Raw genomic sequence first — 24,264 nt, forward strand, 5'->3', positions numbered from 1 at the left:
CGTACTGCCGGTGAAGCCCGACCAGTGGCTGGCCGAGCACGGGGCCGGCGCCTCCGCGCGGGAGGCGCTGGCCTTCTTCGACGCGCTCGACGCCGTGGTGCCGACGGACATGCTGGGCCGCTGGCGGGGGAGCGGGCTGCCCACCGGGTCGGCGCTGGACGGCCTGATCGAGGCCTACGGCTGGTACGGCAAGGAGTTCCTCGACGGCGAGCGGGTGCACCCCCTGCTGTTCGCCACCCGCTCCGGCCCGCGGCCGGTCGACCCGGCGCTGGTGCCGATCGGGGTGCTGCGCGACCGCCCCGGCCTGGCCCACTCCCGGGCGGCGCGGACGGCGTTCCGCCTCGCCCGTCCGCTGGTGACGACGTCGCAGCCGCGGGCCCGGCTGCGGTCGGTCGAGCACCGCGGTGTGCCGACCGCGGCGATGGTCTACGACGCGCTGCCGATCATCGACGTCTTCCGGTGGGTGTCGGACGACGTGCGGCTCGGCCTCATGGACCTGCGCGGACTGCCCGCGCCGTTCTTCTTCGTGCTCAGGCGGGAACGCTGACCCCGAGCTCGGCGAGCAGCCCGCGGATCCGCTCCTCGATCTCGTCGCGGATCGGGCGCACGGACTCCACGCCCTTGCCGGCCGGGTCCTCCAGCGCCCAGTCCAGGTAGCGCTTGCCCGGGAAGATCGGGCAGGCGTCGCCGCAGCCCATGGTGATCACGATGTCGGAGGCCTCGACGGCGTCGGTGGTGAGCACCTTGGGCCGCTGGTCGGAGATGTCGATGCCGACCTCCGTCATCGCCTGCACCGCGGACGGGTTGACCCGGTCACCGGGCACGGAACCGGCCGACCGGACCTCGACGGCGTCGCCGGCCAGGTGCCGCAGCCAGCCGGCGGCCATCTGCGAGCGACCGGCGTTGTGCACGCAGACGAACAGGACGCTGGGGGTGCTCACGGGGTGCTCCTCGCGGTGACAGGGACGGTGGGGTCGCCGGGGAACCAGCGCCGCGCGGCCCAGAGCGAGACGTACACGAGCCCGACCAGGACGGGCACCTCGATCAGCGGGCCCACGACGCCGGCCAGCGCCTGCCCGCTGGTGACGCCGAAGGTGCCGATCGCGACGGCGATGGCCAGCTCGAAGTTGTTGCCCGCGGCGGTGAAGGCCAGCGTCGCGGTCTTGGCGTAGCCGAGCCCGAGCCGCATGCCGAGCAGGAACGAGCCGCCGAACATCAGCGCGAAGTAGGCCAGCAGCGGCAGCGCGATCCGGGCGACGTCCCAGGGGTTCGAGGTGATCGCGTCGCCCTGCAGCGCGAAGAGCATGACGATCGTGAAGAGCAGGCCGTAGAGCGCGACCGGGCCGATGCGCGGGAGGAACGTCCCCTCGTACCAGGCGCGGCCGCGGCGGCGCTCGCCGATCGTGCGGGTGAGGAAGCCGGCCACCAGCGGGATCCCGAGGAAGACCAGCACCGAGACCACGATCGCCCAGAAGCTGAACTCCGCCGACGTCGTCGACAGGCCGAGCCAGCCGGGCAGCACCTGCAGGTAGAACCAGCCGAGCGCGGCGAAGGCGACGATCTGGAACACCGAGTTGATCGCCACCAGCACGGCACCGGCCTCGCGGTCGCCGCAGGACAGGTCGTTCCAGATCAGCACCATCGCGATGCAGCGGGCCAGACCCACGATGATCAGGCCGGTCCGGTACTCGGGGAGGTCGGGCAGCAGCAGCCAGGCCAGGGCGAACATCAGGGCCGGGCCCAGCACCCAGTTGAGCACCAGGCTCGCGGCCAGGAGCTTGCGGTCGCCGGTGACCCGGTCGATCTCGGAGTACCGCACCTTGGCCAGCACCGGGTACATCATCAGCAGCAGGCCGACGGCGATCGGCAGGCTGACGTTTCCGATCTCCACGGCGCTCAGGGCGTCGTCCACACCCGGCACCCAGCGGCCCAGGGCCAGGCCGAGGGCCATCGCGGCGAGGATCCAGACCGGCAGGAACCGGTCCAGCGCGGAGAGCTTCTGCAGGACCGGGGCGTCGTCGGGGACATCGGCCCGGGCGGTCTCGCGGACGGCGTCGCTCATGCCGGGGCCAGCGCGGAGGTGGAGAAGAGGCTGGCGACGGCGGTCAGCGCCTCGGGGCGGACCGCGTAGTAGACCCACACGCCGCGCTTGTCGCGGTCGAGCAGGCCGGCGGAGTGCAGCACCTTGAGGTGGTGGCTGATCGTCGCCTGGGTGAGGTCGAAGGCGCCGCCCAGGTCGCAGACGCAGGCCTCACCGGTCGCGCTGGAGGCGATCAGGCTGACCAGTCGGAGCCGGACCGGGTCGGCGAGCGCCTTGAGCAGCGGGGCCACCTGCTCGGCCTGGTCGGCGGACATCGCCGTGCCGGACAGCGGCGTGCAGCACGCCAGGCCGGGATCGCTCATGGTCGTCTCCTCGTTCGCAGACATCGCCCGCCATCGTAACGATGCGCATCGTATTGACAAGCATCGATGTCCGATGTTCATTCGGTGTCCAGACATCGACGTCCGTCGATGTCCTTCTCCCCAGGAGGTTTCCGTGTCCCGTGTCCAGCTCGCCCTTCGCGTCGCCGACCTCGACGCCGCCGTCGCGTTCTACTCCCGGCTGTTCGACACCGAGCCGGCCAAGCGCCGCCCCGGCTACGCCAACTTCGCCGTCGCCGAGCCGCCCCTGAAGCTGGTGCTGCTGGAGGGCGAGGCCGGCGAGCCCACCCGCATGGACGACCTGGGCGTCGAGGTGGCCTCCACCGACGAGGTCGCCGCCGCGACGAACCGGCTGGCCGACGCCGGGCTGGCCACGCGGATCGAGGACGACACCACCTGCTGCTACGCCGTCCAGGACAAGGTGTGGGTGACCGGCCCGGGCGGTGAACCGTGGGAGGTCTACACCGTCACCGGCGACGCCCGCCCCGACCTCGAGGGGCAGACCGACCTCGGGCTGTCCGCCGTCGCCGGGGACGGCACCTGCTGCAGCCCGGTGGAACCGGCGGCCGAGGGACAGGTCGCCGCCGCCTGTTGCTGAGCGGCTCGACCACCCCTCGTCGGCGGGCCTCCGGCGAGACGTCGGCGCGGCTTGCTGATCGCCATCCCTGTTGGGAAGGTGACCCGACCCACGGCAGCGAACGGCCGTCACCGTCGACCTGAGAGGCCCGCCATGGAGGACGTCGTCCCGACGCTGGGAACAGGACCGCTGCTGGCGATCGCACTCGGCGCCGTGGCCCTGCTGCTCGTACTGGTCATGACCCTCAAGGTCCACGCCTTCGTGGCCCTGGTCCTGGTCAGCCTGCTCACCGCGCTGGCCACCGGCATCCCGACGGCCGACGTCGTCGACACGCTGCTCGCCGGGTTCGGTTCCACCCTCGCCGCCGTGGCCCTGCTGGTGGGGCTGGGCGCCATGATCGGCAAGTTGCTCGAGGTGACCGGTGGCGCCACGGTGCTCGCCGACACCCTGATCAACCGGTTCGGCGAGAAGCGGGCTCCGCTCGCCCTCGGTGTCGCGTCGCTGCTCTTCGGGTTCCCGATCTTCTTCGACGCCGGGTTCGTCGTCTTCCTCCCGATCATCTTCACCGTCGCCCGGAAGTTCGGCGGCTCGGTGCTGCTGTACGCGCTCCCGTCGGCCGGCGCGTTCGCCGTCATGCACGCCTTCGTCCCCCCGCACCCGGGGCCCGTCGGCGCCGGCGAGATCCTGGGAGCGAACATCGGCCTGCTGGTCGTCGTGGGCCTGGTGGTCGGGCTGCCCACCTGGTACATCGCCTCCTACCTGTTCAGCAAGTGGGCCGGCCACCGGTTCCCGCTGCCGGTGCCCGACGCGTTCAGCGCGGGGCACGGCCCCGCCGAGCGGCTGCCCGGCGGCACGGTGGACGAGGGAGAGGGCGACGACGTCCCCGGCTTCGGTGGTGCCGCTCCGGCCGGCGCGGGCGTCGACACCCGCCGGCCGGTGCGGACGGCGCCGCAGTTCAGCACCGTGCTGTCGCTGCTCCTGCTGCCCCTCGTGCTCATCCTGTTCAACACCGGGCTGAACACGCTGGCCACCACCGGGGCGGTGGACGGCGACGCGACGTGGGTCGTCGCGCTGCGCCTCGTCGGCCAGACGCCGGTGGCCCTGCTCATCACGGTCCTGGTCGCCGCCGTCGTGCTGAGCCGGGAGCGGTTCTCGCGGGGCGAGGTCGAGGAGCTGCTCAACTCCTCGCTCGCCCCGGTCTGCGCCATCATCCTGATCACCGGCGCCGGGGGCATGTTCGGTGGCGTGCTGCGGGCCAGCGGCATCGGTGCTGCCCTCGCCGACAGCCTGGAGGGACTGGGCCTGCCGGTGATCGTGGCCGCCTTCGTCATCGCCACCTGCCTGCGGGTGGCCCAGGGCTCGGCCACCGTCGCCCTGCTGACCACCGCTGCGCTCATCGCACCCGCCGTCGCCGCCGCCGACCTGTCCGAGCTGGACATCGCCCTCGTCGTCATCGCGATCGCCTGCGGCGCCACGGTGCTCTCGCACGTCAACGACTCGGGTTTCTGGCTGGTCGGCCGGTTCCTCAAGATGGACGTCGCCACGACGCTGCGCACCTGGACGGTGATGGAGACCCTGATCGGCGTGGTCGGGTTCACCATCGCCGCGCTGCTCAGCCTGGTCGTCTGACCGGGCCGGTTGGCGCTCCCGCGGACCACGCTCGCGGGTGCGGCCGGTCGCGGCTCTGGCAGGGTCGGCGGCGTGGACCTGGACGAGGTGGCCGACGAGCTGTACGCCGTCCCGCCGGAGGACTTCATCGCCCTGAGGAAAGCGCGCCAGGACGAGGCGAAGTCCGACGGTGACAAGGCGCTGGCCAAGGAGATCGGGGCGCTGCCCAAGCCCCCGGCCGCCGCCTGGGCGTGCAACCTGCTGGTCCGGGAGCACCGCGAGGAGATCGAGAACCTCGTCGAGCTCGGTGACCTGCTGCGCGAGGCCCAGGAGAACCTGGCCGGTGACCAGCTGCGCGCACTCGACGTCCAGCGCCGCCAGCTGGTCACCGCCCTGACCCGCCAGGCGAGGGGCCTGGCCGCCGGTGGCGGCCACCCGGTCAGCGCGGCCGTGGCCAACCAGATCGAGGCGACGCTGCGTGCCGCCATGGCCGACCCGGACGCCGGACGGGCGCTGCTGACCGGCCGGCTCACCTCGCCGATGTCCTACAGCGGCCTGGGGACGACGGTGTCGAAGCCCGATCTCCGGCTCGTGCACCCGGCGCGCAGGGCCGAGCGCACCGCGAAGCCCGTGCGGGCCCCCGCCCCGAAGAAGGAGCCGACGGGGGAGTCGGCCGCCGACCGCCGGGCCCGCGAGCAGGAGGAACGTCGGCGCGCCGCGGAGGAGAAGCGGCGTCGCGAGCTGGCCGAGGCCCGCGCCGCGGCGGAGGAGGCCGCGGCCGCCGCCGGGGAGGCGGAGTCCGCCCTGGAGGAGCAGCGGCAGCGGACCGACGAGCTCGCCGCCCGGCGGAGCGAGCTGCAGGAGCGGGTGGACGAGCTCGCCGACCAGCTGGCCGACGCCGAGCGCGCGGCGGCCGAGGCCGCGGCCGCGCTGAAGCGGGAGGAGCGCCGCTGCGCGGCCGCGGAACGGGAGGCGGCCGAGGCGGCGGAGGCCCGCGACCGTGCCGCCGCACACCTGGCCGCACTCGGCGACGACTGACTCCTCGGCGAGGACTCAGCCCATCGTCTTCTGACCGTCCAGGGACTCCCGCAGGATGTCGGCGTGCCCGGCGTGCTGGGCGGTCTCCGCGGCGATGTGCAGGAACGTCCGCCGCACCGAGCGCTGCGCTCCCGGCGGGAACCAGGGCGCCTCGGGCAGCGGGAAGGAGGCGTCCAGGTCCAGGGTGCTCACCAGCTCGTCGGTGCGGGCGGCCACCTCCTCGTACTCGGCGAGGACGCCCGCCAGCGTCTCGCCGGGCAGCAACCGGTGGCCGTCGGCCCAGTCGGCGTAGCCGGCCTCGTCCTGCGGTGCGGCCATCGCCTCCGGCCCCTCGACGGCGAACTGCGCCCAGCCCGCCTCGGTCCGCGCGACATGCTTGATCAGGCCGCCGAGGGTGAGCTCGCTGACCGTCGTCCGCTGCCGGGCCTGCTCGTCGGTGAGGTCCTGGAGGGTGAAGCGGAGGAAGTGCCGGTGGGCCTGCAGCAGCTCGAGCAGGTCCGCGCGCTCGGTGGTCAGGGTGGAGGTGGTCATCGGGGGTCCTTCCGGCCGGCTGGTTCGGTCACCCACGACGCTAGGAGGGATTGGTGACAGATCCTGACCGCAATGGGGAAGGATCTCGGTCCATGACCGGACCAGGAGATCGCACGCTGCGGCTGCTCTCCCTGCTGCAGCAGCGCCGGCACTGGGCCGGCGGTGACCTGGCCGGGCGCCTGGGTATCTCGCTGCGCACCCTCCGGCGCGACGTGGAGCGTCTGCGCGAGATCGGCTACCCGGTCGACGCGCAGCCAGGGGTGGACGGCGGCTACCGGCTGGCCCCCGGCGCGTCCCTGCCGCCCCTTCTCCTGGACGACGACGAGGCGGTGGCCCTGACCGTCGGCCTGCAGGCGGCCGCGCAGAGCGCCGTCGCCGGGATGGCCGAGGCGTCGGTCCGGGCGCTGACCACCGTCGTCCAGGTGCTCCCCGCCCGGCTCCGGCGCCGGGCCGAGGCGCTGGGCGCCATGACCGTGCCCGCCCCGGGTGGAGCCGCGGGCGCTGTGGTCGATCCCCAGGTCCTCGTCGCCGCCGCGGCCGCCTGCCGCGACACCGAGCGGCTGGAGTTCTCCTACACGGCCGCGGACGGCGCCCGCACCGAGCGGCTGACCGAGCCCTTCCGGCTCGTCGCCATGGGGCGGCGGTGGTACCTGGTCGCCTACGACCTCGGCCGGGGCGACTGGTGCAGCTTCCGGCTCGACCGGCTCACCGCGCCGCGGGGGACCGGGCAGCGCTTCGCGCCGCGGCCCCTCCCCGCCGAGGACGCCGCCGCCTTCGTCCGCCGCGGGACCGACGCACGGTCGGCGGCGCACGTGGTGGTGGTGCTGGTGGACGCCTCCGCCGTCGACGTCCGCCGTCGGGTCGGACCGTGGGCGACGGTGACGGAGCAGAGCGGCGGGCGGTGCCTGATGCGCATGGAGACCTACGACCTGACCTGGGCCGCTCTCGCGCTGGGCAGCGTCGAGGCGGAGTTCACCGTGCTCGACCCGCCCGCGCTGCGGGACCTGCTGGCGGAGTGGGCCGCCCGGTTCGACCGTGCCGCGGAGCGCGCCGTCCCCGTCAGCCGCAGGAGGGACCGTCCTCCTCCGGGCGCGCGATCGGCTCGGTCGGCGGGGTCGCGTCACTGACCTGCGCGCGGTCGGCGTCGATGGTGCGGCCGAACTGCTGGGTGGCCCACGTCGAGCCGTCGGGAGCGCAGAACACCCCGATCCCCAGCCGGTTCCACCCGGGGTTGAGCACGTTGGCCCGGTGCCCGTCCGAGCGCATCCATCCCACGTGGGCGACGCCCGCGGGCACCGGCCCGGAGGCGGTGAAGATGTTCTCCCCGACCCCGGAGAAGCCGTCGAGCTCGTCCCGGTCCAGCAGGGACCGCATGTCCTGGTGCTCGAGGACGCCGGTCCCGGCCATCGCCTCGCTCCAGTCGGCGGCGACCTCGGCGAGGGCGCCGTCCCACGCCACCGGTCCCAACCCGCGGGCCTCCCGCTCGGCGTTGACCCGGTCGAAGAGGGCGCGCGCCATGCGCTCCTCGGCCGGACCGTCCGGGCCGTCGCCGGGCGGTGTGCCGGGCGCCGGGGCGGTGGCCACCGCCCCCACCGACCCGTTCTGGACCACGACGCAGCCCGTCGTCGCCAGGAGGACGAGCAGCAGCGCCAGCAGCGCCGGCCGGGTTCGCGACATCAGGTACCCGTACCCGCAGTGGGCCCGGCCACCCCCGACCGACGTGCTGCGGGTCGGACCGGCCCTCGCTAGCGTCGCCGCATGGGCGACAACCCGCGGATCGCGATCATCACCGGATCGGAGTCGGGGATCGGGCGGGCCACCGCCGTGGCCCTCGCCGAGCAGGGCTGCGACATCGGCATCACCTGGTACCGGGAGCAGGCGGACGCGGAGGCCACCGCCGAGCAGGTGCGGGCGCTGGGCCGGCGTGCGGAGGTGCGGCACCTGGACCTGACCCGCCTGCCCGGGGCCGCCGACGTCGTCGACGACCTGGCGGAGGCGCTGGGCGGGGTCGACGTCCTGGTCAACGACGCCGGCACCGGGCACCGCACCCCGCTCCTGGAGCTGGACCTGGACACCTGGCGGGAGGTGCTGGCCACCGACCTCGACGGCGCGTTCCTCTGCCTGCAGCGGGCCGCCCGACGCATGGTGGCCGCCGGCCGGGGCGGGCGGATCGTGAACATCACCAGCGTCCACGAGCACGCGCCGCGGGTGGGCGCAGCCGCCTACTGCGCCGCCAAGGGCGGTCTGGGGCTGCTCACCAAGGTCGCCGCGCTGGAGCTGGCCGAGCACGGCATCACCGTCAACGCCGTCGCGCCCGGCGAGATCGCGACCGCCATGACCGGCCAGGAGGACGAGGACCCGACCGCGCCCGGGCACGACCGGCCCGGCGTGCCGCTCGGCCGGCCCGGCGACGCCCGGGAGGTCGCGGCGGTCGTGGCCTTCCTCGTCTCGCCCGCGGCCGGCTACGTCACCGGGGCGTCCTGGGCGGTGGACGGCGGCATGCTGGAGATGGGCCCGATGGCCGGCTCGCACCTGGAGACCGGCCGGTGGCGCGCCGTCGAGACCTGACGGGCGGTCAGCCCGCCCGGCGGCCGGCGCGCTTGCGGGTGTAGAGGTCCGCGTCGGCCCGCTGCAGCACGCCGGCCAGCGTGTCGCCCGGCTCGAGCGTGGCCAGGCCCACCGACCACCGGAAGTCGTGCGTCTCCTCCAGCCGGGCCAGCAGCTCCCGGGCGCCGCGCTCGTCGGTGGCGGGCAGGCAGAGCACGAACTCGTCCCCGCCGTAGCGGCCGAGCAGATCGGCCCGGCGCAGCCGGCTGGTCCAGCCCGCGGCCAGCTCGCGGAGCAGCGCGTCGCCGGCGCCGTGCCCGTCCCGGTCGTTGACCGTCTTGAAGTCGTCGAGGTCCAGGATGGCCACGCTCAGCGGCTCGCCGCTGCGCAGCGCGCCGGCCAGGTGGCGGGAGGTCTCGGCCTCCCAGGCGCGTCGGTTCGCGACACCGGTGAGCGGATCGGTGTCGGCGGCGTTGCGCAGCCGGCGGGCCAGGCGGCCCTGCGCCTCGGCCAGCGCGAGGACCGTGACGACCAGGGCCAACCACGGCTGGAGGAAGCCCGACGGCTCCGCGGCCGCGGCGCCGGCACTGGCCGCGACGACCAGGAGACCGGCGTGCACGCGCACCGCCGGCAGGGCGAGGACGTGGGCGGCGCAGAGCGCAACGGCGATCATCGCCGGGCCGAGGCCCACGACGCCGACGGGTGTGGCCGAGCGCCAGGCGAGCACGCCGATGAGCACGGACAGCAGGGCGAGCGCGCAGTGGATCACCCACGGGCGCAGATCCCGGCCCAGCGCGGCGATCCCGGCGCCGACCACCAGACCGACGGTGCCCAGCGCCCAGAGCAGGCCGACGGGTGTGTCCGGGTCGAGCGGCCGGGCCGCACCCGCGAAGCAGAGCACTCCGCTGACGACGTAGAGCGCCGCCAGGAGCGTTGCCGCCGGCGCCCTGCGTTGGCCATCCATGCCCGCATCCTCCCGGTCGCGTGGGGGTCCCGGGTACAGCTCCGCAGTCGGGATGCCCCGGCCGGGGGAGGACCGGACCGGCGTGCGTGTGCCGGGACCCCACCCGGAGGAACGCACCGGCCCGCCGGAGGGTGCGGTGATCCCGGATCGGGTACGCGTCCGGACGCCCGGACGGCGACGGAGGGGAGGGGCGATGCCCGAGGACGAGGACCGGCGTCAGGTGCGCGCGCTCGCACGGCCGCTGAGGAACGCCCGTGACCTCGACCCGCTGCTGGAGCGCATCGGGGACGCACGCATCGTGGCGGTGGGCGAGGCCAGCCACGGCACCCACGAGTACTACGCCTGGCGGGCCGCCCTCACCCGCCGGCTGATCGAGGAGCGCGGGTTCGCCGTCGTCGCCGTCGAGGGGGACTGGCCCGACTGCTACCGGGTGAACCGGAGCGTGCGGCTGCTGCCGGGCGCGGACGAGGACCCGCGCGACGCGCTCGACGCCTTCGCCCGCTGGCCGACCTGGATGTGGGCCAACGACGACGTCGTCGACTTCTGCCGGTGGCTGCGCCGGTACAACGCCGACCGGTCCGACGGCGACCGGGTCGGGTTCTACGGCCTGGACGTCTACAGCCTGTGGGACTCCATGCACGAGCTGATCGGCTGGCTGGAGCAGAACGAGCCCGGCCACGTCGCCCGGGCCCGGCGCGCGCTGGCCTGCTTCGAGCCCTACGGCGAGGACGGCGCCGAGTACGCGTTCGCCCACCGCTTCTCGCCCACGTCCTGCGAGGACGCGGCGGTCGAGGTGCTGCGAGCGCTGTGCGAGGACCGTGGACGGGCGGAGGCGGAGGAGGACCCCGAGGCCCGGTTCGCCGCCGAGCAGAACGCTGCCGTCGTGGTGGACGCCGAGCGCTACTACCGGGCGATGGTGCAGGGCTCCGCGGAGTCCTGGAACGTGCGGGACGTGCACATGGTCGACGTCCTCGACCGGCTCCTGGAGCACACCGGCGGCAAGGTGGTGGTGTGGGAGCACAACACCCACATCGGGGACGCCCGGGCGACCGACATGGCCGGCGGCGGCATGGTCAACGTCGGCCAGCTGCTGCGGGAACGGCACGGGACCGACGACGTCGTCCTGGTCGGGTTCGGCGGCCACCGCGGCGGGGTGATCGCCGGCGCCGAGTGGGGCGCGCAGATGGCGCGGATGTCCGTGCCCCCGGTGCGGGCGGGAAGCCTGGAGGCGCTGCTGCACGACGCGGTGGGGGAGGACTCCCTGGTCGTCGTGCCCGGCGGGGAGCGGCCGGGGTGGCTGGACCGGCGGCTGGACCACCGTGCCATCGGCGTGGTGTACCGGCCGGAGCGGGAGAGGTGGGGGAACTACGTGCCGACGGTGCTCGGCGAGCGCTACGACGCATTCCTCCACCTGGAGCACACCTCACCGCTCCAGCCGCTCCACCTCGAGCGGCCGGACGAGCACGTCCCCCTGGCGTCCGAGGGGGTGTGAGGCGGCCGGCTCAGGCCGAGTCGCGGTTGGTCATGTCCTCGTCGTCCGCCGTCGGGTCCTTGGGGCCGCCGGTCTTGGAGACCTCCCAGCCGGCACCCAGCTGCTCGAGCGCCAGCCGGCCGTAGACCTGCTGCTGGGTGGCCACGCGCTGCGAGCGGCCGCGGCCCAGGAAGCTGATCAGCCAGTGGAACACCGTGGTGAAGCGGCTCTTGAAGCCGACGATGTACATGAGGTGGACGACCAGCCACAGCACCCAGGCGATGAAGCCCTCGAACTTGAACTTCCCGATGTCGGCGACCGCGGAGAAGCGCGAGATCGTCGCCATCGACCCCTTGTCCTTGTACTTGAACGGGGGCTGGGGCTGCTTGCCCGTCTGCCGGCGTGTGATCGCGTCGGCGGCGTAGCGGCCACCCTGGATCGCGACCTGGGCGACGCCCGGCAGCTTGCCCAGCGCCATCATGTCGCCGACGACGTGCACCTCCGGGCGCCCGGGCAGGGTGAGGTCGGGCTGCACCGAGATCCGGCCGGCCCGGTCGACCTCGGCGCCGGACTGCTCGCCGAGGAGCCGGCCCAGCCCGGAGGCCTGGACCCCGGCCGCCCAGATCTTGGTGGCGGCGTCGATCCGGCGGACCTGGCCGTCGGAGTCCTTGACGTCGAGGCCGTCGGCGTCGACGTCGGTCACCATCGCGCCCAGCTGCACCTCGACGCCGATGCGGTTCAGGTGCCGGCGGGCGGCGTCGCCGAGCTTCTCGCCGAAGGACGGCAGCACGATCGGCGCCGCGTCCAGCAGGACGATGCGGGCCTGCGTCGGGTCGATGGTGCGGAAGTCTCGGCGCAGGGTGCGGCGGGCCAGCTCGGCGATCTGGCCGGCCATCTCCACGCCGGTCGGCCCGGCGCCGACGACGACGAACGTCATCAGCCGGTCGATCTCGGCCTGGTCGGTGGCCAGCTCGGCGAGCTCGAAGGCGCCGAAGATCCGGCCGCGCAGCTCGAGGGCGTCGTCGATGCTCTTCATGCCCGGGGCGAACTCGGCGAACTGGTCGTTGCCGAAGTAGGACTGCCCGGCGCCGGCGGCGACGATGAGCTCGTCGTAGGGGTGCACGGTGGTGCGGCCCAGGACGGTGGAGGTCACCGTGCGGGCGGTCAGGTCGAGGTCGGTGACCTCGCCCAGGACGACGCGCGTGTTGTCCTGGTGCTTGAGGATCTCGCGGGTGGCCGGGGCGATCTCGCCCTCGGAGAGGATGCCGGTGGCCACCTGGTAGAGCAGCGGCTGGAACAGGTGGTTCGCCGTCTTGCCGATCAGCGTCACGTCGACGGGGGCGCGCTTGAGCGCCTTGGCGGCGAACAGCCCGCCGAAGCCCGAGCCGATGATGACGACGCGCGGCCGGCCGCTGTCGGTCCCGCGTCCGTCGGAGGTACGCGTCGCTGGTGTCGTCATGCTCACGATTCTCCCACTCCGGGCGTTGCCGGCCCCCCGCGCCCTCGGGCGATACGGACCGCGGTCCGGCGCTCCCGGCTGGCCCGTGCGGGGCAGGTCCGGTAGACCGCGAACGTGTCCTCGTCGCCTATCCGCATCGTCGTCGTCCCTGGTCTGGGGCTCGACAAGCGGTCGTGGGCGGGCGTGCTGGACCGGTTGCCGGCGTCGGTACCGGCGACCGTCCTGCACCTGCCCGGGATGGGGCTGGGGAAACCGGTTCCGCCGCTGGAGACGCTCGCCGACGAGGTCAGGTCGCGGCTGGGTGCCGGGCCCGTGGTGCTGGCCGGGCACTCGCAGAGCTGCCAGGTGGTCGTGGCCGTGGCCGAGCGCGATCCCCGGGTCGTCGGCGTCGTCCTGCTGGGACCGACGACGGATCCGCGGCTGCGGCGGGTCCCCGGGCTGGTGGTGGCCTGGCTGCGGACGGCGCTGCGGGAGCCCTGGTGGCAGGTGCCGCGGATCCTCGCGCAGTGGCTGCACACCGGGCCCCCGGCGATGCGTGCGCTGTGGCGCCGGGCCGCACCGGACCGGATCGAGCGGCGGCTGTCCCGGGTGAGGGTCCCCGTGACCGTGGTGCGCGGGAGCCGGGACGCCCTGTGCTCCGCGGACTGGGCCGCGGCCGTCGCCGCCGCCGCACCGCGCGGCCGGCTGGTCGAGATCCCGGGTGCGGCGCACATGACGCCGCAGAGCCATCCCGCCGTGGTCGCCGACCTGCTCCGCGGCGGGACCGGTGATCCGGGCGACTCCCGGGCCCGCTGACCGGCGGGATCGGCGGTCCGGCCGACGTCCGGTTTCGCTACTGGCCGTCGGTGCGGCCACGCACCTCCGCGTAGCGCTCGCGGACCCGGGACGCCGGCGGCGCCTCGAACGTCCGCGATCCCGGCTGCGGCCACTCCGGCGGGGCCTCCGCGCCGGACAGCGCCCACGCGGCCTGCCGGGCGGCGCCGTCCGCGACGTACTCGCCCGGCGGGGGCACCAGCACCGGGCGGCCGAAGATGCCGGGGGCCAGCTGCTGCACGGCGGGGGAGCGGGCGGCCCCGCCGACCAGGAGCACCCGCTCGATCGACACCCCCTGCGCCGCCACGGCCTCGATGCCGTCGGCCAGGCCGCACAGCAGCCCCTCGACCGCTGCGCGCGCGAGGTGCGCCGGGGTGGAGGTGCGCAGCGTGAGGCCGTGCACCGAGCCGGTGGCGTGCGGCAGGTTCGGCGTCCGCTCGCCCTCCAGGTAGGGAACGAGCACCAGCCCGTCGGCTCCCGAGGGGGCGGAGAGGGCGAGCTCGGACAGCGCCGCGTGGTCGACGCCGAGCAGCGCGGCCGCCGCGTCCAGCACGCGGGCGGCGTTGAGGGTGGCGACCAGCGGCAGGTGGTTGCCGGTCGCGTCGGCGAAGCCCGCGACGGTGCCGGTCACGTCGGCCACGGCGGTCGGGGTGACTGCGGAGACCACCCCCGAGGTGCCCAGGGAGACGACGACGTCGCCCGGGCGGGCGGCCAGTCCCAGCGCGGCCGCCGCGTTGTCGCCGGTGCCGGGGCCGAGGATCGCGTCCGCGCCGGCCAGCACCCCGATCCGCTCGGCCGGGCCGGCCACCCGGGGGACACCCGGGCGGCGTCCCCGCATCGCCCGCTCCAGCAGGTCGAGCCGGTACTCGCCGGTGCGCGCCGACCAGTAGGCGGTACCGCTGGCGTCGCCCCGGTCGGTGGTCAGCGTGCCGAGCCCGCGGCCGGCAGAGATGCGCCAGGTCAGCCAGTCGTGCGGCAGGCACACCGCCGCGGTGCGGTCGGCGTGCGCCGGTTCGGCGTCGGCCAGCCAGCGGAGCTTGGTCGCGGTGAACGAGGCGACCGGCACCACCCCGACGGCGTCGGCCCATGCCTGCCGCCCGGCCGCCTCGTCGCCGTTCCCCAGCTCGAGGATCAGGTCGTGCGCGGCGTCGGCCGAGCGGACGTCGTTCCAGAGCAGCGCGTCGCGGACGACCTCGCCGTCGGCGTCCAGGCAGACCATGCCGTGCTGCTGGCCGCCGACCGCCAGCGCGGCGACGTCGTGGAGCCCGCCGGCCTGCGCCGCGGCCGCGGTGAAGGCGGCCTCCCAGGCCCTCGGCGGCACCTCGGTGCCCGGTGGGTGCGGCGCCCGGCCGCTGCGCACCAGCGCCCCGGTGTCGGCGTCGCGGACGACGACCTTGCACGCCTGGGTGGAGGTGTCGACGCCCGCGACGAGGCGCCGGGCCCCGCTCATCGGGGCCGCCGGGAGGACGTCACGGAGCGGACCCTAGCGCCGGCGGCCTTGACCATCCAGGGGTCGGGCCCTAATTTGTTTACCCGACCGACGAATAGCGCGCGACGGAGCGACAGGGGGCTGAGCCGTGACCGCTCCGCGTCCTCTCCCCGACGGCGTCGCCGGTCGCGGGGTGCCCGCCGACCAGGCCGCCGTCCGCCGCGGCAACCTCGGCCGGGTGCTGCGCCTCCTGCGGGACGAGGGTCCGCGCTCGCGGGCGCGGATCGCCGAGGAGACCGGCCTGAACAAGGCCACCGTGTCCAGCCTGGTCGCCGAGCTCGCCGACCGCGGCCTGGTCACGGCCGGCGACGTCCACCGGGGCGGGTCCGTCGGCCGGCCGGGCCTGCCCGTCCAGCTCGACGGCCGGGCCGTCTGCGCGATCGGCGTGGAGCTGAACGTCGACTTCGTAGCGATCCTGGTGCTGAACCTGCGAGGGGAGGTGCTCTTCGAGCAGCGCATGGCCCTCGACGTCCCCGCCCTGGGCGCGGAGGCCACGCTCGACGAGGTGGCCCGGCTCGTGCAGCAGGCCCGGGACACGGTGCGCGACGCCGTGCCGGTCGGGCTCACCGTCGCCGTCCCGGGGCTGGTCCGCAGCGTCGACGGCGTCGTCTCCCTCGCGCCCAACCTCGGGTGGCGGGACGTGCCGGTGCTCGAGGGGCTGGCGGCGCGCCTCGGGCCGGGCTGCCCGGTCCGCGTCGAGAACGACGCCAACCTGTCGGCGATCGCGGAGTGGGCGACGGGGCCCGAGGCGCGCACGCCCGATCTCGTCTACCTGACCGGTGAGGTCGGCGTCGGGGGCGGGCTGATCGTCGACGGGCGGCTGCTGCGCGGGACGGCGGGCCTGTCCGGGGAGGTCGGGCACACCCCGCTCGGCGACCCCGACGTCGTCTGCGGCTGCGGGCGGCGCGGGTGCTGGGAGACCGCGGTCGGCCTCGGCGCCCTGCTGCGCGCCGCCGCCGATCCGGACGACCCGGTGCGCGACTCCACCCGCGACCTCGAGGTCCGGCTCGCGGAGATCGCCGCCCGCGCCGACGCCGGCGACCGGCGCACCCTCGACGCGCTGAGGCAGGTCGGCCGGGCGCTGGGCACCGGCGCTGCCGTGCTCATCAACCTCGTCAACCCCGCGGTCGTGCTGCTCGGTGGCTACTTCGCCGTCCTCGGGCGGTTCCTCGTCGAGCCGATGACCGCCGAGCTGCAGGACCGCGTGTTCGGGCCCGACCTCGCCGGCGCCCGGGTCGTCCTCTCCGAACTCGGCTTCACCGCGGCCGTCCGCGGCGGCGCGCACGTCGCCCTGGAGACCGTCTTCGACGACCCCACCCGCGTGCCACCGCGCGCCTCCTGAACCCCCGCACCCCAGACCGAACCGCTGCACACCGGACGGAGAACCCCATGACCGACCTCACCCCGACCAGGGACGACAGGTTCAGCTTCGGCCTCTGGACCGTGGGCTGGCAGGGCGTCGACGTCTTCGGCGGTGCCGTGCGCCCCCTCCTCGACCCGGTCGAGGCCGTGCACCGGCTGGCCGAGCTGGGTGCCGCCGCGGTCACCTTCCACGACGACGACCTGGTGCCCGACGACGCGAGCCGCGACGCCACGCTCCGGCGCTTCACGGCCGCCCTGGAGGAGACGGGGATGGGCGTGGAGATGGCCACCACCAACCTCTTCGGGGCGCCGGTGTTCAAGGACGGCGGCTTCACCGCGAACGACCGCGCCGTCCGCCGCTACGCGATCGCCAAGGTGCTGCGCAACATCGACCTGGCCGCCGAGCTGGGCGCGCGCACCTACGTGCTGTGGGGTGGCCGCGAAGGCGCGGAGTCCGGCGGCAGCAAGGACGTCGCCGCCGCGCTGGACCGCTACAAGGAGGCCCTCGACCTCCTCTGCGCCTACGTCCGCGACCAGGGCTACGACATCCGCTTCGCCTTGGAGCCCAAGCCGAACGAGCCACGCGGCGACATCCTGCTGCCCTCCATCGGCCACGCGCTGGCGTTCATCGACGAGCTCGACGAGCCCGGTCGCGTGGGGCTGAACCCGGAGGTCGGGCACGAGGAGATGGCCGGGCTGAACTTCGCGCAGGGGATCGCCCAGGCGCTGTGGCACGACAAGCTCTTCCACATCGACCTCAACGGCCAGCACGGCCCGCGCTTCGACCAGGACCTGCGCTTCGGGGCCGGCAACCTGCGCGGTGCGTTCTGGACCGTCGACACGATGCTGGGCTCGGGCACCGGCAAGGCCTACGACGGCTACGTCCACTTCGACTACAAGCCGCCGCGGACCGAGGACATCGACGGCGTCTGGGAGACCGCCCGTGCCTGCATGCGCAACTACCTGATCCTCCGCGACAAGGTGCGGGCCTTCCGCGCCGACCCGGCGGTCGCCGAGGCGCTGGAGGCGGCCAAGGTGGCCGAGCTCGCCGTCCCGACCCTGGCCGACGGCGAGTCGCTCGACGCCCTCCGGAACGAGGCGCACGACCCGGTCGCCCTCGGCGAGCGGGGCCTGCAGTTCGAGCGGCTGGACCAGCTGGCGATGGAGCACCTGCTCGGCGTCCGCTGACGCGGGTGCGCTGACCGAGGGGCCGGGGAGGGCGTACTCCGGCCCCTCGCAGCCGTGCCCCGATCGGATGCGAGGGGTCTGCGACGACGCCGCGCCGTGCCACTATGACGGCGTGGCGTCCACCTCCGCGTCGGCCGGCGCACTGCTGCGGCACGTGCGGACCGGCCGCGCGCGGAGCCGCGCGGACCTGGTGGCGCTCACCGGGGCGTCCCGCAACACGGTCAGTGCGCGGGTGGACCAGCTCATCGCCGCCAACCTCCTCGAGGAGGGCGGCCGGGGCTGGAGCACCGGCGGCCGGCCCCCGACTCTGCTGCAGTTCAACAGCCGGGCCGGGTGCGTCCTGGCCGTGGACCTGGGGGCGAGCAGCGTCGACGTCGCCGTCACCGACCTCTCGGCCCGGATCCTGGCCACCGTCGGGCACCCCATCGACATCGCCGACGGCCCCGGCCCGGTGCTCGCCGAGGTCGACCGGCTGGCGCAGAAGGTGCTGGCCGAGGCCGGGCTGACCCCCGCCGACGTGTGCGCGGTCGGCGTCGGCGTGCCGGGGCCCGTGGAGTTCTCGACCGGGCGGCCGTCCTACCCGCCGATCATGCCGGGCTGGCACGACTTCCCGGTCCCGAGCGCGTTCGGCCGGTACGAGTGCCCGGTCTACGTGGACAACGACGTCAACGTCATGGCCCTGGGCGAGATCGGCGTCGCCGGGTCGGTGCAGGACCTGCTCGTGGTCAAGGTGGGCACCGGCATCGGGTGCGGCGTGATCGTCGAGGGCCCGTCTACCGCGGGGCGCAGGGCAGCGCCGGAGACATCGGGCACATCTACGTCGGCCAGCCCGACGGCCGCACCGTCGGCTGCCGCTGCGGCCAGGACAACTGCCTCGAGGCCATCGCCGGGGGGCAGGCGATCCTCCGTGACGCCCGGGCGGCCGGTCTGCCCGTCGAGACGGTGCGGGACGTCGTCCAGCTGGCCGCCCACGGCGAGGGTGCGGCGCTGGAGCTGGTCCGCGACGCCGGTCGCACCATCGGCACGGTGCTCGCGGCGCTGGTCAACTTCTTCAACCCGCACCGGATCGTGATGACCGGTGGTGTCGCGCGCGCCGGTGTGCCGCTGCTGGCCGGCATCCGCGAGGCGGTCTACCAGCGGTCGATGCCGCTCGCGGCCCGGGCGCTGGAGATCACCGTGAGCGAGGCACCCGACCTGTCCGGCCGCGTCGGCGCGGCCCGCATGGCCATCGAGGAGTTCCTGGACGAGGACTCCGTGGAGGCCCTGGCCAGGTAGGTCTTGTCGCGCCGAGTGGGGCCCGCAGGGTTCCGCGCAGGCGCGACGCAGCGGCTCCGCGCGACCCGGGAACGGCACCTGGCCGCGGTGCGGTCCGGAGGATCGCCATGTCATCGCATCTCAGTTCGGTAACCACCGCGCCCGCGGCCCTTGACCTGCTGTGACCCCCCTCATACGTTGCTGCCTCAGCAGACTAATGATCAGTGATGAGCAAAAGTCCACGAGGAGAACGACGCGTGACCGAACCGGATCGCCTGGCCGCGGGGGGCACGCCGCTGCTGGAGATGCACGGCATCGTCAAGACGTTCCCGGGGGTGCGCGCCCTCGACGGCGTGGACCTGGACGTGCGCGCCGGTGAGGTCCACTGCCTGCTCGGCCAGAACGGCGCGGGCAAGTCGACCCTGATCAAGGTGCTCGCCGGGGCGCACCAGCCCGACGCCGGCCGGATCACCTGGCGGGGCGAGGAGGTCCGGCTGGGCAGCCCGCAGGCCGCGATGAGCCTGGGCATCGCCACGATCTACCAGGAGCTCGACCTGGTGCCCGGGCTGACCGTGTCCGACAACATCTTCCTGGGTCGCGAGCAGTCGCGGTTCGGCCTGAACCTCCCGTCCGTGGCCAACCGGGCTGCGTCCGGGCTCCTCGAGCGCCTCGGCCACCCGGAGATCCGGCCCTCCGCCGAGGTCGGCTCGTTGTCGGCCGCCTCGCAGCAGATGGTCAGCATCGCCCGCGCCCTGTCGCAGGACGCCCGGCTGATCGTCATGGACGAGCCGTCGGCGGTCCTGGACAACGAGGAGGTCGAGCGGCTGTTCGAGGTCGTCCGCGACCTCACCGCCCACGACGTCGCCGTCGTCTACATCTCCCACCGGCTGGACGAGATCCGCCAGATCGGTGACCGCACCACAGTCCTCAAGGACGGCCGCACGGTCGCGACCGGCCTGCCCGCCCGGGAGACCCCCACGAGCGAGGTCATCACGCTGATGACCGGGCGCACCATCGAGTACGTCTTCCCCGAGCGGCAGGCGCCGGTCGCCGCGGACGCGGACCCGCTGCTGGAGGTCGACGGGCTGGGCCTGCGCGGCAGCTTCTCCGACGTGTCCTTCGTCGTCCGCCCCGGCGAGATCGTCGGTCTGGCCGGGCTCGTGGGCGCGGGGCGCTCCGAGATCCTGGAGACCGTCTTCGGCGCCCGGCGCGCCACATCCGGCACCGTGCGGGTGGGCGGGAAGCGGCTGGGCGCCGGGGACGTCGGCGGTGCGGTCGCCGCGGGCGTCGGCCTCGCGCCGGAGGAGCGCAAGAGCCAGGCGCTGCTCCTCGGCGACTCCGTCTACCGGAACATCAGCATCTCCAGCCTGGCGCGCTTCGCCCGGGGCGGCTTCCTCGCCCGCGGCGCCGAGCGGGCCGCGGCCGAGGAGCAGGTCCGGTCGCTGGACGTGCGCCCGGCCGACGTCGACCGCGAGGTGCGGACGCTGTCCGGCGGCAACCAGCAGAAGGTCGTCCTGGCCCGCTGGCTGCTGCGCGAGTGCCGCGTGCTGCTCCTCGACGAGCCCACCCGCGGCGTCGACGTCGGCGCCCGCTCGGAGATCTACGCGCTGGTGCGCGACCTGGCCGACCGCGGGGTCGCCGTGGTCGTCGTCTCCAGCGAGATCCCGGAGGTCCTCGGGCTGGCCGACCGCGTGCTGGTCATCGCCGACGGCGCGGTCGTCGCCGAGGAGCCGGCCGACGCGCTCGACGAGCACCGGGTGCTCGACCTGGTCATGGAGAGGAGCGCCCACCGGGGCGCCCCGGTGTCCGCAACGACGCAGCACGAAGGGGACGTGGCATGAGCAGCAGCACCACGGCGACGACCGGAGGAGCGGCGGCCGTGTCCGCGTCCCCGGCGGGGGACGCCCCGGGCAACGGGCCGGGGCCGGGGCTGATGGCCGGCCCGGTGGGCCGCAACCTCGGCCTGGTCGTGGCCCTGGCCATCCTCTGTGCGGTCGGCGTCATCACCGCGGGGGACCGGTTCGCCGACGTCGACAACGTCCTCACCATCCTGCGGCTGGCCGCCGTCATCGGCGTGGTGAGCATCGGGATGACGTTCGTGATCATCGGCGGTGGCATCGACCTGTCGGTCGGTGCGCTGGTGGCGCTGTCCTCGGTGTGGGCCACCACGCTGGCCACGCAGCAGCTGGCCGAGGACGTCCACTGGATCGTCATGGTGTTCACCGCGCTCGTGGTCGGCAGCGTGGCGGGCCTGATCAACGGCGTGGTGATCGCCTACGGCAAGCTCGCCGCCTTCATCGCCACGCTGGCCATGCTCGCCTCCGCCCGCGGGCTCGCCGAGATCATCGCCAACCGGCGCACGCAGATCGTCCAGGACCGCGACTTCCGGTCGTTCTTCGCCGGCGACGTGCTGGGCGTCCCGGCGCAGGTCATCCTCTTCGCGCTCGTCGCCGTCGCCGGCTGGGTCCTGCTCAACCGCACCACCTTCGGCCGGCGCACGTTCGCCGTCGGCGGCAACGCCGAGGCGGCCCGCCTGGCCGGCATCCGGGTGCAGCGGCACACGGTGAAGCTCTACGTCCTGTCCGGCTTCTGCTGCGGCATCGCCGCGGTCATGCTCATGGCCCGGACGACGACCGGCAGCTCCACCCACGGGACGCTCTACGAGCTGGATGCGATCGCCGCGGTGGTCATCGGCGGGACGCTGCTGATCGGCGGCCGGGGAACGATCGTCGGCACCGTCCTGGGCGTGCTCATCTTCAGCACGCTGGGCAACGTCTTCGTGCTGAACAACCTCTCCAGCTCCGCCCAGAACGTGGCCCGCGGCGTCATCATCGTCGCCGCCGTCCTGCTGCAGCAGCGCCTGGCCACCGGCGGGTTCAGCTTCCGCCGGCCCGGTGGTGGCAGCTCGTCCTCCGGGGGAGGGGCCGTCCAGGGCAGCCCCGCCGGCACGGTGTCCGGTGGCACCAGCGACCCGGGCGGTCCCGGTGGGGCCCGCCCCGCGGCCACCACGCCCACCAGGACCACCACGACCTGACCGGGGTGCGGTGACCTCTCACCGCCGCACCCCGGCCAGCACCACCCCGGCGGGCTCCCGCCCGCCGGACCCCGCACCTCACCCGCACGTCCGACACGCACGACGACCTGGCGGTCCAGCCAGGGAGGCGAACACCCCCGAGGAGATCCCATGTCCGTAGCGAGGCAGCGCCCCTTCCGCCGGATGACCTACACCGCGGTCGCCCTGATGAGCGCCGGCGCCCTGGTCGCCGGCTGCACCAGCAACGAGCCGGAGAGCTCGGGCGGTGACGGCGGCACCAACGCCGCCAGCGACAACGACGAAGAGGGCGAGACCGTCCGCATCGGGTTCTCGGCGCCGGCGGCCGACCACGGGTGGATGGCCGGCATCACCGAGGCCGCCCGCGCGGTCGACGACGAGTACGACGACGTCGAGCTGGTCGTCGCCGAGGGCACCAACGACGTGAGCACCCAGATCAGCCAGGTCGAGACCTTCATCAACGAGGGCGTGGACGCGATCGTGCTGCTGCCCTTCGACGGCGCCGCCATGACGCCGGTCGCGCTGAAGGCGATGGAGGCCGGCATCCCGGTCATCAACGTCGACCGCGAGTTCAACAGCCCCTTCGCCGCCCGCGCCACCATCCTGGGCGACAACTACGGGATGGGCGTCTCGGCCGGCACCTACATCTGCGAGGAGCTGGGCGACCAGCCCGACGCCGTGATCGCCGAGATCGCAGGCATCGACTCGCTGCCGCTCACCCAGGACCGCAGCCAGGGCTTCGCCGACGCGCTGGAGGACTGCGGGCTGGAGGTCAGCAACCGGGTCGCCGCCGACTTCACCGTCGAGGGCGGCGAGGAGGCGGCATCGAACCTGCTGCAGGCCGCCCCGCAGATCGACGCCCTGTGGAACCACGACGACGACCAGGGCGTCGGCGTCCTGGCCGCCATCGAGAACGCCGGCCGCGACGAGTTCCTGATGGTCGGCGGCGCCGGCTCGGCGAACGCCATGCGCTCCATCCAGGACGGCGACTCGGTGCTGCAGGCCACCGTCATCTACCCGCACACCCAGGCGGCCGACGGCGTGCGGCTGGCCCGCCTGATCGCACAGGGCAAGGGCCTGTCCGACCTGAACTCCCAGGGCGTGCCGCGCGAGATCGTGCTGAACGCGCCGGTGGTCACCGCCGAGAACGTCGACGAGTTCATCGACGCCGCGTTCGAGTCCTGACCGACTGATACGGAGCCGCCGGGTGGGTGCTCCCACCCGCCCGGCGGCTCCGCTCCACCCAGGAGCCTCCATGACCCGCACGCTCGGCAAGCCCCGGATGGGCGTGGCCCTGATCGGCTACGCGTTCATGGGCGCCGCCCACTCCCAGGCCTGGCGGACCGCCCCCCACTTCTTCGACCTCCCCCTGCTCCCCGACCTGACCGTGCTGGCCGGCCGCGACGCGCACCGCGTCGCCGAGGCCGCCGCCAAGCTGGGCTGGTCGTCCACCGAGACCGACTGGCGCCGGGTGCTGGAGCACGACGACGTCGACCTGGTCGACGTCTGCACCCCCGGCGACACGCACGCCGAGATCGCGATCGCCGCGCTCGAGGCCGGCAAGCACGTGCTGTGCGAGAAGCCCCTGGCCAACTCGGTCGCGCAAGCCGAGGCGATGGCCGACGCCGCGGCGAAGGCCGCGACCCGCGGGATCCGCTCGATGGTCGGGTTCACCTACCGCCGGGTGCCGGCCATCGGACTGGCCCGGCAGCTGGTCGCGGAGGGCCGGCTCGGCGACATCCGGCACGTGCGGGCGCAGTACCTGCAGGACTGGATCGCCGACCCGGCCGCGCCGATGTCCTGGCGGCTGGACAAGCAGAAGGCCGGGTCCGGGGCGCTGGGCGACATCGGCGCGCACATCGTCGACCTGACCCAGCACATCACCGGCCAGCGGCTGACCGGCGTCAGCGCGCTGCTGGAGACCTTCGTCAAGGAGCGCCCGCTGCCGTCGGCCGCCGGCTCGCTGTCCGGCGTCGCGGGGGAGGGGACCGGCACGGTCACGGTCGACGACGCCGCGGTGTTCCTGGGCCGCTTCACCGGCGGTGCGCTGGCCAGCTTCGAGGCGACCCGGTTCGCCCTCGGCCGCAAGAACGCCATCCGGATCGAGATCAACGGCTCCCGTGGCAGCCTGGCGTTCGACTTCGAGGACATGAACGTCCTGCACTTCTTCGACGGCGACGAGCCGGCCGAGACCGCGGGTTTCCGCCGCATCGTGGTCACCGAGCCCGGGCACCCCTACGTCGGCAACTGGTGGCCGGCCGGGCACGGGCTGGGGTACGAGCACGGCTTCACCCACCAGGTCGTCGACCTGGTGACCGCGATCGCGGAGGACGAGGATCCGGCGCCGTCCTTCGCCGACGGGCTGCAGGTGCAACGGGTGCTCGACGCGGTCGAGCGCAGCGCCGCGGACAACTCCGCCTTCACCGCGATCTAGACGAAGGACTCCGTCCTCCCCACCACTCGCATGCTCGCGGCGGTGCCCGGGACGAG

23 protein-coding genes and 1 pseudogene are annotated in these 24,264 nt (G+C 74.3%); 16 read left to right on the plus strand and 8 right to left on the minus strand.

Annotation, left to right across the window (positions count from 1 at the left end):
- Window positions 1-10: 10 nt before the first annotated feature.
- Window positions 11-547, plus strand: a complete 537-nt coding sequence (locus tag RM425_RS11700) for a DUF4334 domain-containing protein (RefSeq protein WP_311345380.1) — start codon at window positions 11-13, stop codon at window positions 545-547.
- Here the strand turns inward: RM425_RS11700 and RM425_RS11705 are convergent.
- From RM425_RS11705 to RM425_RS11715, 3 genes are read right to left on the minus strand one after another with little or no spacing between them, the layout of a single operon-like run.
- Entirely contained in the window at window positions 531-941 is a 411-nt protein-coding gene (locus RM425_RS11705) for an arsenate reductase ArsC (RefSeq protein ID WP_311345381.1), read from the minus strand. The two genes, RM425_RS11700 and RM425_RS11705, sit on opposite strands and share 17 nt — an antisense overlap.
- Window positions 938-2,062: an ACR3 family arsenite efflux transporter gene (gene arsB / locus RM425_RS11710; RefSeq protein WP_311345382.1), complete on the minus strand. Its 1,125-nt coding sequence runs from the start codon at window positions 2,060-2,062 to the stop codon at window positions 938-940. The genes RM425_RS11705 and arsB overlap by 4 nt, the downstream gene beginning before the upstream one ends.
- On the minus strand, window positions 2,059-2,403 hold the full coding sequence (locus RM425_RS11715; protein WP_311345383.1) for a metalloregulator ArsR/SmtB family transcription factor: 345 nt from the start codon (window positions 2,401-2,403) through the stop codon (window positions 2,059-2,061). The genes arsB and RM425_RS11715 overlap by 4 nt, the downstream gene beginning before the upstream one ends.
- A 133-nt stretch (window positions 2,404-2,536) precedes the next feature.
- On the opposite strand from RM425_RS11715, the gene RM425_RS11720 reads away from it, so the two are divergent.
- The 3 genes from RM425_RS11720 (at window position 2,537) to RM425_RS11730 (ending at window position 5,644) form a co-directional block, all read left to right on the plus strand.
- Entirely contained in the window at window positions 2,537-3,019 is a 483-nt protein-coding gene (locus RM425_RS11720) for an ArsI/CadI family heavy metal resistance metalloenzyme (RefSeq protein WP_311345384.1), read from the plus strand.
- Between the two features lie 132 nt (window positions 3,020-3,151).
- Window positions 3,152-4,627 carry a GntP family permease gene (locus RM425_RS11725; RefSeq protein WP_311345385.1) on the plus strand — a complete coding sequence of 492 codons (1,476 nt, stop codon included), beginning with the start codon at window positions 3,152-3,154 and terminating at the stop codon, window positions 4,625-4,627.
- Between the two features lie 72 nt (window positions 4,628-4,699).
- Window positions 4,700-5,644: a hypothetical protein gene (locus RM425_RS11730; protein ID WP_311345386.1), complete on the plus strand. Its 945-nt coding sequence runs from the start codon at window positions 4,700-4,702 to the stop codon at window positions 5,642-5,644.
- 15 nt (window positions 5,645-5,659) lie between these two features.
- Here RM425_RS11730 and RM425_RS11735 read toward each other — a convergent pair whose 3' ends face one another.
- Complete coding sequence (locus RM425_RS11735; protein ID WP_311345387.1) at window positions 5,660-6,175, minus strand: DinB family protein; 516 nt, start codon at window positions 6,173-6,175, stop codon at window positions 5,660-5,662.
- A gap of 92 nt (window positions 6,176-6,267) precedes the next feature.
- On the opposite strand from RM425_RS11735, the gene RM425_RS11740 reads away from it, so the two are divergent.
- Entirely contained in the window at window positions 6,268-7,302 is a 1,035-nt protein-coding gene (locus RM425_RS11740) for a helix-turn-helix transcriptional regulator (RefSeq protein ID WP_311345388.1), read from the plus strand.
- Here the strand turns inward: RM425_RS11740 and RM425_RS11745 are convergent.
- Window positions 7,235-7,852, minus strand: a complete 618-nt coding sequence (locus RM425_RS11745; RefSeq protein ID WP_311345389.1) for a CAP domain-containing protein — start codon at window positions 7,850-7,852, stop codon at window positions 7,235-7,237. The two genes, RM425_RS11740 and RM425_RS11745, sit on opposite strands and share 68 nt — an antisense overlap.
- Window positions 7,853-7,933: 81 nt before the next feature.
- Here RM425_RS11745 and RM425_RS11750 point away from each other — a divergent pair, with 81 nt between their 5' ends.
- Entirely contained in the window at window positions 7,934-8,743 is an 810-nt protein-coding gene (locus RM425_RS11750; RefSeq protein ID WP_311345390.1) for an SDR family oxidoreductase, read from the plus strand.
- Between the two features lie 7 nt (window positions 8,744-8,750).
- Here RM425_RS11750 and RM425_RS11755 read toward each other — a convergent pair whose 3' ends face one another.
- Entirely contained in the window at window positions 8,751-9,686 is a 936-nt protein-coding gene (locus RM425_RS11755; RefSeq protein ID WP_311345391.1) for a GGDEF domain-containing protein, read from the minus strand.
- 193 nt (window positions 9,687-9,879) lie between these two features.
- On the opposite strand from RM425_RS11755, the gene RM425_RS11760 reads away from it, so the two are divergent.
- Window positions 9,880-11,178 carry an erythromycin esterase family protein gene (locus RM425_RS11760; protein ID WP_311345392.1) on the plus strand — a complete coding sequence of 433 codons (1,299 nt, stop codon included), beginning with the start codon at window positions 9,880-9,882 and terminating at the stop codon, window positions 11,176-11,178.
- Window positions 11,179-11,188: 10 nt separating this feature from the next.
- On the opposite strand, the gene RM425_RS11765 is transcribed toward RM425_RS11760, so the two are convergent.
- Window positions 11,189-12,616 (minus strand): NAD(P)/FAD-dependent oxidoreductase, encoded by a 1,428-nt coding sequence (locus tag RM425_RS11765; protein WP_311345393.1) that lies wholly within the window; start codon window positions 12,614-12,616, stop codon window positions 11,189-11,191.
- Between the two features lie 114 nt (window positions 12,617-12,730).
- On the opposite strand from RM425_RS11765, the gene RM425_RS11770 reads away from it, so the two are divergent.
- Entirely contained in the window at window positions 12,731-13,411 is a 681-nt protein-coding gene (locus RM425_RS11770; RefSeq protein ID WP_311345394.1) for an alpha/beta fold hydrolase, read from the plus strand.
- 37 nt (window positions 13,412-13,448) lie between these two features.
- Here RM425_RS11770 and RM425_RS11775 read toward each other — a convergent pair whose 3' ends face one another.
- Window positions 13,449-14,879 carry a xylulokinase gene (locus tag RM425_RS11775; RefSeq protein WP_311345395.1) on the minus strand — a complete coding sequence of 477 codons (1,431 nt, stop codon included), beginning with the start codon at window positions 14,877-14,879 and terminating at the stop codon, window positions 13,449-13,451.
- 127 nt (window positions 14,880-15,006) lie between these two features.
- Here RM425_RS11775 and RM425_RS11780 point away from each other — a divergent pair, with 127 nt between their 5' ends.
- The 8 genes and pseudogenes from RM425_RS11780 to RM425_RS11815 all read left to right on the plus strand — a co-directional run bounded on the left by RM425_RS11780 (window position 15,007) and on the right by RM425_RS11815 (window position 24,208).
- Window positions 15,007-16,260 carry an ROK family transcriptional regulator gene (locus RM425_RS11780; RefSeq protein WP_311345396.1) on the plus strand — a complete coding sequence of 418 codons (1,254 nt, stop codon included), beginning with the start codon at window positions 15,007-15,009 and terminating at the stop codon, window positions 16,258-16,260.
- Window positions 16,261-16,307: 47 nt separating this feature from the next.
- On the plus strand, window positions 16,308-17,468 hold the full coding sequence (xylA, locus tag RM425_RS11785) for a xylose isomerase (RefSeq protein WP_311345397.1): 1,161 nt from the start codon (window positions 16,308-16,310) through the stop codon (window positions 17,466-17,468).
- A 67-nt stretch (window positions 17,469-17,535) separates the two neighbouring features.
- A pseudogene (locus RM425_RS11790) lies at window positions 17,536-18,174 on the plus strand (ROK family transcriptional regulator); the annotation flags it as partial.
- 41 nt (window positions 18,175-18,215) lie between these two features.
- Complete coding sequence (locus RM425_RS11795) at window positions 18,216-18,743, plus strand: ROK family protein (RefSeq protein ID WP_311345398.1); 528 nt, start codon at window positions 18,216-18,218, stop codon at window positions 18,741-18,743.
- Window positions 18,744-18,979: 236 nt separating this feature from the next.
- The gene (locus tag RM425_RS11800; RefSeq protein ID WP_311345399.1) at window positions 18,980-20,563 is read left to right on the plus strand and encodes a sugar ABC transporter ATP-binding protein; all 1,584 of its coding nucleotides are present in this window, start codon (window positions 18,980-18,982) and stop codon (window positions 20,561-20,563) included.
- Window positions 20,560-21,756: an ABC transporter permease gene (locus tag RM425_RS11805; protein ID WP_311345400.1), complete on the plus strand. Its 1,197-nt coding sequence runs from the start codon at window positions 20,560-20,562 to the stop codon at window positions 21,754-21,756. The genes RM425_RS11800 and RM425_RS11805 overlap by 4 nt, the downstream gene beginning before the upstream one ends.
- A 150-nt stretch (window positions 21,757-21,906) precedes the next feature.
- Window positions 21,907-22,959 (plus strand): substrate-binding domain-containing protein, encoded by a 1,053-nt coding sequence (locus tag RM425_RS11810; protein WP_311345401.1) that lies wholly within the window; start codon window positions 21,907-21,909, stop codon window positions 22,957-22,959.
- Window positions 22,960-23,029: 70 nt separating this feature from the next.
- Entirely contained in the window at window positions 23,030-24,208 is a 1,179-nt protein-coding gene (locus RM425_RS11815) for a Gfo/Idh/MocA family protein (protein WP_311345402.1), read from the plus strand.
- Window positions 24,209-24,264: the final 56 nt, after the last annotated feature.

The sequence above is a fragment of the Blastococcus goldschmidtiae genome (genome assembly GCF_031845325.1).
Classification (GTDB): domain Bacteria; phylum Actinomycetota; class Actinomycetes; order Mycobacteriales; family Geodermatophilaceae; genus Blastococcus; species Blastococcus goldschmidtiae.

Coding starts and splice junctions, on each gene's coding strand:
- RM425_RS11815 (WP_311345402.1), top strand. CDS start 23,030: ATGACCCGCACGCTCGGCAAGCCCCGGATGGGCGTGGCCCTGATCGGC.
- xylA (WP_311345397.1), top strand. CDS start 16,308: ATGACCGACCTCACCCCGACCAGGGACGACAGGTTCAGCTTCGGCCTC.
- RM425_RS11745 (WP_311345389.1), bottom strand. CDS start 7,852: ATGTCGCGAACCCGGCCGGCGCTGCTGGCGCTGCTGCTCGTCCTCCTG.
- RM425_RS11735 (WP_311345387.1), bottom strand. CDS start 6,175: ATGACCACCTCCACCCTGACCACCGAGCGCGCGGACCTGCTCGAGCTG.
- RM425_RS11775 (WP_311345395.1), bottom strand. CDS start 14,879: ATGAGCGGGGCCCGGCGCCTCGTCGCGGGCGTCGACACCTCCACCCAG.
- RM425_RS11715 (WP_311345383.1), bottom strand. CDS start 2,403: ATGAGCGATCCCGGCCTGGCGTGCTGCACGCCGCTGTCCGGCACGGCG.
- RM425_RS11765 (WP_311345393.1), bottom strand. CDS start 12,616: ATGACGACACCAGCGACGCGTACCTCCGACGGACGCGGGACCGACAGC.
- RM425_RS11810 (WP_311345401.1), top strand. CDS start 21,907: ATGTCCGTAGCGAGGCAGCGCCCCTTCCGCCGGATGACCTACACCGCG.
- RM425_RS11760 (WP_311345392.1), top strand. CDS start 9,880: ATGCCCGAGGACGAGGACCGGCGTCAGGTGCGCGCGCTCGCACGGCCG.
- RM425_RS11740 (WP_311345388.1), top strand. CDS start 6,268: ATGACCGGACCAGGAGATCGCACGCTGCGGCTGCTCTCCCTGCTGCAG.
- RM425_RS11750 (WP_311345390.1), top strand. CDS start 7,934: ATGGGCGACAACCCGCGGATCGCGATCATCACCGGATCGGAGTCGGGG.
- RM425_RS11725 (WP_311345385.1), top strand. CDS start 3,152: ATGGAGGACGTCGTCCCGACGCTGGGAACAGGACCGCTGCTGGCGATC.
- arsB (WP_311345382.1), bottom strand. CDS start 2,062: ATGAGCGACGCCGTCCGCGAGACCGCCCGGGCCGATGTCCCCGACGAC.
- RM425_RS11755 (WP_311345391.1), bottom strand. CDS start 9,686: ATGGATGGCCAACGCAGGGCGCCGGCGGCAACGCTCCTGGCGGCGCTC.
- RM425_RS11805 (WP_311345400.1), top strand. CDS start 20,560: ATGAGCAGCAGCACCACGGCGACGACCGGAGGAGCGGCGGCCGTGTCC.